Annotated in this window: 12 protein-coding genes; 6 read left to right on the top strand and 6 right to left on the bottom strand. The window is 35.8% G+C overall.

All coding sequences use genetic code 11. The annotated features are described in order from the left end of the window. Nucleotides 1–1,427: hypothetical protein (locus PHV30_10555; protein MDD5457453.1), on the bottom strand; the 1,427-nt coding region annotated here is incomplete at its 3' end. A 255-nt stretch (nt 1,428–1,682) separates the two neighbouring features. Here PHV30_10555 and PHV30_10560 point away from each other — a divergent pair. Further along, nucleotides 1,683–2,618: a response regulator gene (locus tag PHV30_10560; GenBank protein ID MDD5457454.1), complete on the top strand. Its 936-nt coding sequence runs from the start codon at nt 1,683–1,685 to the stop codon at nt 2,616–2,618. Nucleotides 2,619–2,620: 2 nt separating this feature from the next. Here PHV30_10560 and PHV30_10565 read toward each other — a convergent pair whose 3' ends face one another. From PHV30_10565 to PHV30_10585, 5 genes are all read right to left on the bottom strand, one after another. Then, nucleotides 2,621–2,902, bottom strand: coding sequence for a CopG family antitoxin (locus tag PHV30_10565; protein ID MDD5457455.1), 282 nt, complete (start codon nt 2,900–2,902; stop codon nt 2,621–2,623). Further along, complete coding sequence (locus PHV30_10570) at nt 2,895–3,182, bottom strand: toxin (protein MDD5457456.1); 288 nt, start codon at nt 3,180–3,182, stop codon at nt 2,895–2,897. Before PHV30_10570 ends, PHV30_10565 begins: the two co-directional genes overlap by 8 nt. A gap of 57 nt (nt 3,183–3,239) precedes the next feature. Beyond that, on the bottom strand, nt 3,240–4,550 hold the full coding sequence (locus PHV30_10575) for an ATP-binding protein (protein MDD5457457.1): 1,311 nt from the start codon (nt 4,548–4,550) through the stop codon (nt 3,240–3,242). Nucleotides 4,551–5,332: 782 nt separating this feature from the next. Further along, nucleotides 5,333–6,502 carry a class I SAM-dependent methyltransferase gene (locus PHV30_10580; protein ID MDD5457458.1) on the bottom strand — a complete coding sequence of 390 codons (1,170 nt, stop codon included), beginning with the start codon at nt 6,500–6,502 and terminating at the stop codon, nt 5,333–5,335. 175 nt (nt 6,503–6,677) lie between these two features. Next, a complete protein-coding gene (locus tag PHV30_10585; GenBank protein ID MDD5457459.1) occupies nt 6,678–6,992 on the bottom strand; it encodes a GIY-YIG nuclease family protein in 315 nt (104 codons plus the stop codon). Nucleotides 6,993–7,208: 216 nt separating this feature from the next. Between PHV30_10585 and PHV30_10590 the strand changes: the two genes are divergently transcribed. From PHV30_10590 to PHV30_10610, 5 genes are all read left to right on the top strand, one after another. Continuing rightward, nucleotides 7,209–7,874 carry a hypothetical protein gene (locus tag PHV30_10590; GenBank protein MDD5457460.1) on the top strand — a complete coding sequence of 222 codons (666 nt, stop codon included), beginning with the start codon at nt 7,209–7,211 and terminating at the stop codon, nt 7,872–7,874. Next, complete coding sequence (amrB, locus tag PHV30_10595) at nt 7,855–8,658, top strand: AmmeMemoRadiSam system protein B (protein ID MDD5457461.1); 804 nt, start codon at nt 7,855–7,857, stop codon at nt 8,656–8,658. The genes PHV30_10590 and amrB overlap by 20 nt, the downstream gene beginning before the upstream one ends. Before the next feature lie 93 nt (nt 8,659–8,751). After that, complete coding sequence (locus PHV30_10600) at nt 8,752–9,552, top strand: phosphoglycerate mutase family protein (protein ID MDD5457462.1); 801 nt, start codon at nt 8,752–8,754, stop codon at nt 9,550–9,552. 54 nt (nt 9,553–9,606) lie between these two features. Continuing rightward, nucleotides 9,607–10,188, top strand: coding sequence for a hypothetical protein (locus PHV30_10605; GenBank protein ID MDD5457463.1), 582 nt, complete (start codon nt 9,607–9,609; stop codon nt 10,186–10,188). A gap of 33 nt (nt 10,189–10,221) precedes the next feature. Next, nucleotides 10,222–11,168, top strand: a 947-nt coding sequence (locus PHV30_10610) for a hypothetical protein (protein MDD5457464.1), incomplete at its 3' end; no start/stop codon positions are given.

The raw sequence follows: 11,168 nt of genomic DNA on the forward strand, positions 1-11,168 counted from the left end.
GCATAGTCCCATATGGCGTTATTCCCGGCATTGATAACAACAGCGTTTTTTGTCAGTCGATAATCATTATTTGGGAAATCCAAAAAGCCATTTAAATTGAACCCGTTGATAGCATTGTTAACTACAGCAGAACCAAGATTTCCCGGCATAACCGAGCAATAACTGAGCGTGATGGTATTAAACAAGCTAATGTCTCCGGAAACAGTCTCTCCTACAAATATGGAATTGTAAGCCTCCATCTGTCCGACTGGATTTGATCCGTCGTTTGATACATAAAAATTGTTCGGGCAATTTTTCGCCAGGGTAGAGTTCATAAGCAGGTTGTCGCCCTGATATAAGGCAGCGCCCTGCCCGGCTCCTCCGGCCGCGTCGTTGCTTACGATCAGACAATTGATGATATTGTTTGTGCCGCTAAAAAACGCTCCACCCTGTGGCGCTTTATTCCCATAAACTGTAGAGTTTTGCAGCCAGTTGGTGCCGTAATAAAACACTCCGCCATATTGGCCTGCTGAATTGCCGGAGAAATAACCACGACGCATAATATTGGTATGTCCCATACCGCCGAACACTCCGCCACGGCTTCCTGCCGAGTTGGAAATAACTGCGAAATCCGTGAGCCAGGTATCGCAAGCAAAAAAGACACCGCCATCCGTATCGGCAACATTATTATTAAAGGTACAATTATTTAAAGTTACAGATGAAAAGGAGAAAACCCCGCCTGAGCCTGAACTATTCGTTTTATTATTCTGGAACATTGTATTGGAAGACCAGACTGCCGAACTATGAACTACACCACCGTAGCCCAAATTATTCTGAACGGTGCAATTCCTAATATAAAAAGTACCATGACTTCCGAAGCCGCCGCCTCCTGTTCCCGTTCCATAGGCTGAGTTACCCTGGATAGTAGATTCTCCGAAATATATATTAGCAGCGTTATCTGTGGAATAAACCGCTCCACCTTTATCGGATGCAGTATTTCCGGAAATGGTGCCGTATTCAAAAAATAAATTATGACTGGGGCCGATAGCATCTATATATATACTACCACCTACATCGGCAGTCCCATTGATAAGGGCCAGGCCTATAAGATTCCAGGTAACTGCATTATGTTGTATGAAATGTCTGGTTAAATGTTTGGCATCCAGAACAACACTGCCATTCGGAGAAGCAACTAAAGTAACGTTTTGTTTATTAGGCCATTCCAGGTTAATATTGTCCGTTCCTGAAAAAGTTCCCGACTGTATGAATAAAATAGGTTGATTATCATTTGCTGACGCAAGAGCTTCCTTTATGGTTGAAAATGTAACACTTGTTGATACATTAATACATATCGGGGCACCGGCGAGAGTAATTCCAGTTAAAAAAAATAAAGAAATTAAGGTTATAAGGGGGAGAAGTCTCTTTTTTGTTTGCTTTTTATGAAGCATATGTTACCTGTTAAAAATTTATTAGAAAAATTTAATCTTATCTTATAATTATAGTTTTTATTTGGCAACTGGATTTTTGAATAAAAAAAATATTTTTTCTTGTTGCGTTAAAGTTACTTTTTCAAGGTCACTTCAAGAACCTCAGTGACCTGCCGGATAGTCTATTTGGGGTGGCTGAGGATCTCTAAGCCACCACGATATGAAAGGTTATTGATTAATAGCTCAGGCTCTTGTATTATTTTAGTCAGGTATTTCATGAAAATTATTTATTTTTTGTATAAATCCGCGATATGGATTATTTCTATTCCTCTTGGCATAATTATCGGCTGGATAGGAGTTACTGTCGGGATTATAGAAGACACCTTTATTTCTATTAAACGTGAAATCATCGAAACAAAAAAATATCCCGAATATAAAAAACAACAATTGCTGCAGGAAAAAATCAGCAAAACAAGTTCTATCAAAGATCCCGCAGAAAGAAGCGCAACGCAGGCAAGAATTTTACAGGAAGGACAAAAATTACCCTCTTTATCCAGCGCTATATTTGTAGATATTCTGGTAAATGTGGTGCTTTTCCCGGCGGTGCTGGTACTAACTATATTCAAAGGCCCGCAATCTATGGCCGCACACCTCATTAACAGATTTGAGACTTCAGCCTCCGGACAATTCAAAAACTTGCCGAAAGCTCCCAGGCACAGCAAGAAACCTCTTATTCTGGTTACTGAAGATGACCCGGATATGCGCAAAAATATTCTTTATGTGGTAAACAAAAGCGGACTTTTTGAACCTATAACAGCAGGTGACGGTCTGGAGGCGCAAGAGCAAATGGTCCGTAACCGCAGGTTCTTCGGCCTGGCCAGAAACCGTATCCAGTGCATTATTCTGGACCTGAAAATGCCAAACATGACCGGTATGGAATTTCTCAAAAGACTCCGTGCCCAGGAATATTTTATTACCATTATGCCGGTAATTGTTCTGACCGCTTATGAAGATAAGGAAATCTGGAACGAACTTACGGACAAGCGATCAGGTTATGTGTGCCAATACCTGAAAAAACCTCTGGAACCGGACAAGCTTATTGAGCAGCTACAGCGCATATATAATGGAGAGATGCAGTATATGATAGATGAAACCGCGCATGCCGGGAACATTAGACGAACAGAGCTTGGCTCAGAAGCGGTAAGGCTGTAGCCTCACACTCCTAATTTAATTTCTCCTGTCACAAATTTATGCACCAAGCTTTGTATCAGGTTCTGATAAGGTATCCCTGTTTCCATGCTTTTTTTCTTTATTTCACGGATATCTTTTTCGGGTAACCGGATAGAAATTGATTTTTTTTGTTTCAAATTATCATGAACAGCTTCAAATAATTTTTTTTTCAGTTTTCCTTTATTTTTAGCACTTACCCATTCCCCGCGTTCAACGCTTTGGTCCAGTTCTTTCTCATATTTATCCAAATAAGTTTTTTCAGCCATTTGCCTCATCTCCTTTCAAATATTTCTTTGTAAATTTTCTGCTGGGAATAATAGTTTTTAATATTATTTGTTCTTCTTTAATTACTATAGGTACATAGTAAGCGTAATTGTTATATTCAATAATAAGCGGGTATTGACCAGGGTATACGTCTTTATTCGGATGCTCAACTATATCTAATACTTTTTTTTCTTCAATACATAAAATAATATCCTCAAAACTTATTTTCCTTTTTATTTTTAATAATTCATTCTTTTCTTCAGAATAGATAAAATTAGTCATTTTTGTATATACATTGTAGCTCTATATATATTCTTTGTAAAGATAGGGGGTCACAATTTATATTTTTTCAGTGCTCAGCGCTTTCAACTTTATTATAAAAGCTGAGCCTTTGCCGACTTCGCTTTTTACATCGGCCATGCCCAGATGCTCGCGCAGAATACGATGCACTATAGGCAGCCCCAGCCCGCGGCCGCTGGTTACATGTGTACTGAAGAACGGTTCCCACATGCGTTCCAGGTTTTCGGCAGCGATACCACAACCGGTATCCCGGATTTCCACTGCCACATAATTTTCTCCGTACTGCAGGTGGTTATAAGTTTTTATTGTCAGCTTACCGCCCTGCGGCATGGCTTCATAGGCGTTATTTATCAGATTGGAAAACATCAGGGTCAGGTCCTGAATATCGCCCAGAATATGAAAATCAGCTTTAAAATCGGTTTCCCGAGTAATATTGGCAGGCGGATTGTCTTGCAAAAATTTATTTAAAACATCCTTTATATCCAGCTCAACTTCGTGGCGCTCTCTGCTTTCGCTGAGGCGGTTGGTGGTTTCCACGATATCGGTAATTCGGGCGCATTTTTGATTAATTGTATCCAAAAAATATTTTAATTTTTCTTCGCTAAGATTATCCTTGTTATCAAAAAGTTCTAAAGCTGCCATTTTAATATTGGATATAGGGTGCTTGATCTCATGGTTATATTCTTTGATTAAATTGCTAAGCGAGGATATCTTCTCCGACCTGGACTGTAATTTCTCAATTTCAAAAAGCTTAAGCTGTGTTTTTTCAAAATCAGCTTTTATTTTTTCATAAGGACGGATGCGATCCAAAGCAAGCAACAGCTGTCTCTGAATCGTCTGAAAAGTTGTAATATCCTTTTTTTCGTAAGCATCCTCGTTAGTTTTGCGGTCAACCAACATAAAGCCTTCCAGTATTTCCATAGAAAAAAATGGGATAACAAGGCTTTTTTCATTAAGCTTCAGCTCTTTTAGATTATCTTTTACACTTTTTGGTAGTTCTTTGAATTTAATAATTGTCTTATTGGTTTCAATAAACCGAATGAATTCATCAGTCGCAGGTATTGATAATGTATTTTTCCCGTCAATTAGTTTATAGGAAATACTCTCGTTGACTGCATCTTTTTTTATACTGAAGCAGAGGATTTTATCAATTCTAATAGTATCTTTTATAAATTTTGCAGCGGCCAGAAAAATATCCTCTCTTTCTAATAGAGAAGCGACTTTGACAACTATTTCATTTACCAGTTTATCAGTTTCATATTTGTCTACTATCCATTTATCCAGAGGTGTCTGGATGAGCTTGCGCAGAGGCACGCCGAGCATAGACCAGAAAAGAGTTAACCCAAACATCGAAACTATGCTTAAAAAATTATTAAAGGAAAATAAAAAATAGATCAGTATAAATGATAGGCTGACTATAATAAGGGTACTAATATAAGCCAGAAATTTGGAGATTATTAACTTGATATCCATAAGTTCGTGTTTTGTTATAGCATAAGTGAATAAACCAAAATGAAAGAAAGTTATAAAGTTGCCATAAGGGAATATGTTTATTTGATATACAGGTAAAAAAGTGGTTGCACCGCATGCATAACCAATTGCTGTAGCTAAAAAAATATAAATTATTTGTGTTTTTTTATTAATTTCCTTTGTCTGGGAGAAATGGATATAGAGGAAATAGTAAGACAATAGTATACAAAATCCATAATAAATCACATATAAGGTATATAAAAAATTTGCTTTTGGAAAATATAAAAACACATTTATGGGAGTTTCATATAAAATAAACCAGTTAGTATATAAAAGGGGGAACAATAATATTGTGCTAAAAATAAAAAAAGGTAAGATAAAAATTATTTTATTTTTTTTATTAATATAGTTAGTGGTAAAATTTAGAAATAACGTCGGTAAATATAATGCAAAGCTATGAAGAAATAAATCCCAAAAATGTGCTTGGTTATATGAAATACTAAGAGTGTGTTTATATATACCGAAACTCCATATTGAGACAAATAATATTAATAAAGAAAACGAAAATTTTATCTTTTTTTCTTTAGCTAATATGAATGAAATTACAGCCAAAAAAAGGCTAAAAACTGAATTTAATAAATTAAAATAAGCATAAATAAATATCATTTTTTAATATTTAAAAAATGATACCCCTTATGTGGAATTAATTCAAAATATTTTTTAGAAATACTGTTTTTTATCGGTTCTAACCAAGCCAACATGTTTTCTTCAGTCCTGTGGAAAAAATTCCATTCTCCAAGTGTTTCATAATATGCTCTATGAAATGATTTATCTATATTTGCATTAATTATTATCAATGTTCCATTTGATGAAAGCCTTTCAAATAATTCCTTGATCAAATTAGCTGCTATTTTGTCTTTTAAATAATCGAAAAGTCCAGAAGAATATATTAAATTATAATCACGGAAATCATTATCCAAACGACCTCTTATAATATTTAATATGTCCATAGGTATAAACTTAAATCTTATATTTTTCATTTTGTTTTTTTGTATTTTATTAACTTCATTCATAAAATAATCCATAGCCTTTTTTTCAAAATCTATTAAAGTAAACTCATATTCGTTTGCACATAATTCATTATCCTGAATCAGCTCGATTATTTCTCGGGCTGGACCGCATGCAATACTTGCAATTTTAATAGCAGACTCGTTGTTTTTTTGTTCCTTAATTTTTTGTTTTAAATAACCTAATCTATCGATATTCGATCTGGAAATAGGTATATAGCCCGTATAGTTGTGAATGAGTTGATCATAAAGGGTATCACCCATATATTTATCATATGTTTCGTATATAAGATTCATTAATTGATAATCACCTGCGTACCCTAATGGCTTTGTAAATATATGGTAATTCAGAGGTGCAAATACAAAATATTCAAGCAAACTTTTTTGCATATATAATCTGTACAATTTATTATCTTCTATCACTACACTATTTGTTATATCAAATATCCTAAAAAAATATTTATCTAAAATAGGAAATATTTCTGGCTTTTTTTGGTCTAGTAAAGCGATGTGATGCTGAATGCTTTTATGATTGATTTCATAATTATCAAACATTTTTTTTATATTATGCAGGTATTCTTTAAATTCTTTTATTAATTTGAGAAATTTATGATCAATTTTACTAACATCAATTAACTGATATTCTCCGTTATATATTGTCCGCTTTTGTTTATCAATAATTCGAGCATCTATTTCCGTAATAGTGCTTTTTTTGTTTGTTTGGACAAGCTTTTTTATTTGTTTATCAACTGTACTTTTTTTCATATATTAATTATCCCTCATAAATATATCGTTTAATAATTAATCATATTTCATTTGAAATTTACGAACAACCTTCTTTCCCCTGCCTTCCCATTATATATCAAATAAAATTGGTAAGTCAAAGCAACTCAGTCACTTCGAGAACCTCAGTGACCGGCTCAACTATATCAGTTACTTTTTATAGATCGGTGGCTGAGGCTCTCGAAGCCACATCCCTATAAGCCAAAGATAGTTCCGGCAGACAATCATGCTTTGAATTTATTAGGGCTTCTTTTTTCTTTTTATTCCAACCCTGTACTTGTTTCTCGCGATAGAAGGCTTGTTCAACACTATCAAACTCTTCAAAATAAACTAATTTCACTGGCAATCTCTTCTTGGTATGATTTGCCCCTGCACCATTTTGGTGTTGGTTCATTCTTAATTCTAAATTATTAGTACTCCCTGTATAGTAACTTCCGTCAGAGCATTCTAAAACATACATCCAACCCTTCATAACAACTTCTTTCAAAAGGTCACTTCGAGAACCTCGGTGACCTCACTTTTATGGTTATCGCGTTTCTAAAAAAGCAAAGCTCTCATGCTTTCGGTGGCTGAGGCTCTCGAAGCCACCGTAATTATAGAAAATTATTATATTCCAAATGCCTTTCTGGCAAAAGAATGTTTTTCAAGTAATAGGAAAATCTTAAAAACACTGCTATAATTGCGCATTATGGAATTTGTGGTTTTTAGTATCATCTGTTTTTTTCTGCTCAGCGCGCAGATTTATATCGGTACGAACCAGTTTAAAGACGGGGTAGCCAAGGTCATCGGCGAAAAAGCTTTCAAAGCATCATACAGATTATTTTACATACTTCTTTCCCTAATCGCTTATATTGTTTGTATAAAACTTTTTCTGCAGTTACCCAGAGTAGAAATCTATAATCTGGAAGACTCTGTCAGTAATCTGGTTTTTCTGATAATTGACACCATCCGCTTCATTGCACTGTTCCTGATTATTGAAGCCTTATGGGAACTCGATCTTTATGAATTTTTAGGTATCAAACAAATATGGTATTTTCTAACAAAAAAAGATTTGACCATTTTCAAAAGAAATCGCATCAGGGATAAAGAATTTATTCCCAAAGGTCTTTATCTCAGGCATCGTCATCCGGTTTATTTCTATATGTTTATTTTTTTTATATTGGACAGGTCCATGACCGTCAGCAACATTCTCTTTATTGTCATCTTTACAATTTATTATAATTTCAGCGCCAGACAACAGGAAGCCCGGTTCATGGAAGACTATGGAGACAGCTACAAAAAATACCAGCAGAAAGTAAACAAATTCCTGCCTATGTTCAAACGCTTTTCTGCACATGAACAGCCTAAAAAGTAATTTCGCGGGCAGTTTCTATCCCGGCAATGATCTGGTCCTGCAACGCCAGATACAATCTTTTCTGGATAACACCCAAAAAACAATTGTTAAACCCAAAGCTCTGCTGGCACCGCATGCAGGTTACGTTTATTCAGGTCAAACCGCAGCCTATGCCTACAAACAACTGGAAGAAGAAAATTATAAAACCGCAATAATTCTTGGGCCGACACATCAGGTTTACAGCCAGCACCTGGCCATACCGATAGAAGACTCATTCCTGACTCCGCTGGGTAAGGTCGATTTTGATATGAATATCATTAATACACTGCTGGGAAGCAAGTTGTTTATAAAAGATTCCACTCCTCATTATGAAGAACATTCTCTGGAGGTGCAGATACCTTTTCTGAAAACCATGCTGCCCAAAATAAAAATCGTACCTATAAGTGTGGGTGGTGTTGATCTGGAAACCATGGCTGAGGCAGCCGAAATTTTAGCCGGCGTTCTCCGGCCTGATGTTATTCTTATTATGAGCAGTGACTTGTCTCATTATCATCCGTTAAGTATGGCAAAAAATCTGGACCAGCACACCATTAACCAAATTCTTTCACTTGATTATAAAAAAGTTGTGGCTGAGTATCAGAAAAAAAATATAGAGTGTTGTGGTATTTATCCGATTATTATGTCGCTCTTGACCTTCACTCATTTCAAAGACGTAAAAGCTTCTCTGCTCTACTACGATACTTCAGCTTCAGCATCTTTTGATGACCAGCGGGTTGTGGGGTACGCGTCTATAGCGTTTTATTAAAATTTTAATATCACACTTCGTCAAGCTCAGTGTGACGTTGTCGACTTTAACAAATAACTGCAATTTCTACCTGTTTATCTACGATAATTAATCATGTTAAAAAAAATCATTGCCGAGAAACAAATTTTTATTTTCCGTCACGGTCATTCCAAGGCCAATACATCACGCTTCAGAAGAATTCTGTTCCCCGGCTTTTTTAAAATACTCAGGGAATATTTCGGTTTTCAAGTAGCCTTAAAAGGGGTACAGCTTGTGGACCGCTTCAGGAACAAGCATACCCCTTTCCGGCAACCTGATTACAAAATACCACTGGAGCCTATCGGCAAGATACAGGCAGAGCTTACCGGCAGAGAGCTGGCTACGCTTGGCATTATCCCTGACCTTATTGTCAGCTCCGACTATTTAAGGACCAGACAAACCACGGCAGGAATTATCAAAGGATTTAAAGCAGTATCCGGTGTTGATTTAACTTCGCGCATACTTTATTCCGAACTGATTGTGGAAAGACGTTCGGGGAAAACATCCGGCTATCCTCAGGAATATTACCCTATCCTGTTTCCTGAAGTGCAGCAAAAATTTGAAACCGAAAGCCGTCTTACTTTCCGGCCTCCTGACGGAGAAAGCATTCTGGATGTCAGAAACAACAGGATACCTGACCTTGCCCATATCATCAATCTTCTAAATTTTAAAACACTATTCATTGTCGGCCATGGTCTCACGAATTCCACCATCCGTTCGTTATTGACCCAGGAAGATATGGCTGAAGTAAGAATAGGAAGTCCCAATCTGGGGGTTTACAAATTTGTTTTGGACACCGCAAAAAACATCTGGGTCCTCGACCAAAACCTAGATGGCAGCACTCCGATCAGTGAAAAAATTACTATAACCAATTAGTCTTTATAAATCGTTGAAATTTCCAGCTGTTTCCAGACGATAAATTAACAGATCATGCTGTACAAAATAATTTCGACACAGGGGTCGTATAAATATCTGTATAATGAATTACACAGATATGCTTCTCTTTCATCCGAAGAGATCGTCGCAAATTTTGATAATGAACAATACGACAAATTGCTGCAAAATCTGGTTGATTTTTTAAATGTCAGCAATAAAGTTTCAAGCATTAAAGACAGTGATATAGGGTTTGCCTCATCCTTTATCATGAGATTTTTTAATAATCATGGAATAATAAAAAATTTATGGCCTTATGAATGGTATAAAAAAATAACCCATGAGATAACAACAAAGGTTATTGTTCCGAATAATTTTGATCAGGAACTTATAACACTGATAATCTACCATGCTCTGTCCGGTATGGAACGGCTTCCGTATTACAATTATCTGAAAGACTTGCTGATCTCATTAAAATCACAAATGTATGCAAATAATCTTCCACCTCAGACAATGAACGAGATTAAAAGATCAATTGAGCGAATTTTCGATCGAAATGAAAGATTCTTCTTCGGCTGCAGCGGGCAGGGTTCCTGTGAGTATTTTGGTAAAATGGTAAGAGCATTGGACAAAAAATAAACCTTAAAAAATGAGATCAACAGGGGAAAATTAATGTTAAAAAAAATTATCGCGGAAATATTACCAAAATTTGATATTATCGGGTTGAAAGGTCCTTCAGTGGAATTATCACCAGATGAAAAGGAAATCTGGGGAGAACATCTGGAGAAAAATTTTGATTTTACTTTTGGTCCGGCAAGAAGAAGCATTTTTACCGATACTATTTTTTTCTTTGATACTGAATTTGAAAATAAAACCGCACGAAAAATTTATCGTTCGATAATAGATTGCGATTTTTTTCTGTTACTGAGGAACAAAAAACTGTTAATTAGCCACGCTGATAAATATGAAGCCCGGGGCAAAGGAGACTACATATATATTACTATTCCCCAAACTGAAGAGCTCGACTTTAAACCGCTGCATCAAAGTATTCATAAAATTTTATTAAGGAAATCAAACCTGTCTCTGGAACAAATATCCAGCAATTATCTGGACCTGCGTATAAAATTCCCGGAATGGTTTGAAAAAGAAAAATATGAGGGAATTGTAAGAGATACGGATTCTGCTTTAAATAGAAACTTTATATTGATAGAAGAACTACAGGCCCGGCTTGGAGATACTTTTTCGCTGCAAAAGACCATTGAACTTCTGGGATTTTTAAAAGAGGAAGTAATTAACACTACCGATATTGACACACTGACCAGCATTTTGAAAATGATAAATAATCCGAATTCCATTCAAATAGAATTTCCTGAAGCTGAACAACCTACCATAATCATAAAAGCCCCAAATATTTTCAGTATGGACTTTTTCCTTCAAAATAAATTGATCCTCAAAAACATCTCAGTTCATAATATCTCTCAGGTAAGAACAAAAGAGGGCAATATCAGCGTTTTTATACTGAGGACCTCGGATTATATGAAAAAAGTAAAAAAGAAAGAACAGTTAAGTGAATATTTGTTCCAGGAATTAAACAAACTTCTGGAGATAAAAGACGATGA

The organism is Candidatus Margulisiibacteriota bacterium (assembly GCA_028715625.1).
Lineage (GTDB): Bacteria > Margulisbacteria > Riflemargulisbacteria > GWF2-35-9 > GWF2-35-9 > JAQURL01.

Bases quoted from the DNA above. Each gene is read 5' to 3' on its own strand.
- PHV30_10560 (MDD5457454.1), top strand. From the start codon at position 1,683: ATGAAAATTATTTATTTTTTGTATAAATCCGCGATATGGATTATTTCT.
- PHV30_10565 (MDD5457455.1), bottom strand. From the start codon at position 2,902: ATGGCTGAAAAAACTTATTTGGATAAATATGAGAAAGAACTGGACCAA.
- PHV30_10570 (MDD5457456.1), bottom strand. From the start codon at position 3,182: ATGACTAATTTTATCTATTCTGAAGAAAAGAATGAATTATTAAAAATA.
- PHV30_10575 (MDD5457457.1), bottom strand. From the start codon at position 4,550: ATGTTTGGGTTAACTCTTTTCTGGTCTATGCTCGGCGTGCCTCTGCGC.
- PHV30_10580 (MDD5457458.1), bottom strand. From the start codon at position 6,502: ATGAAAAAAAGTACAGTTGATAAACAAATAAAAAAGCTTGTCCAAACA.
- PHV30_10585 (MDD5457459.1), bottom strand. From the start codon at position 6,992: ATGAAGGGTTGGATGTATGTTTTAGAATGCTCTGACGGAAGTTACTAT.
- PHV30_10590 (MDD5457460.1), top strand. From the start codon at position 7,209: ATGGAATTTGTGGTTTTTAGTATCATCTGTTTTTTTCTGCTCAGCGCG.
- amrB (MDD5457461.1), top strand. From the start codon at position 7,855: ATGAACAGCCTAAAAAGTAATTTCGCGGGCAGTTTCTATCCCGGCAAT.
- PHV30_10600 (MDD5457462.1), top strand. From the start codon at position 8,752: ATGTTAAAAAAAATCATTGCCGAGAAACAAATTTTTATTTTCCGTCAC.
- PHV30_10605 (MDD5457463.1), top strand. From the start codon at position 9,607: ATGCTGTACAAAATAATTTCGACACAGGGGTCGTATAAATATCTGTAT.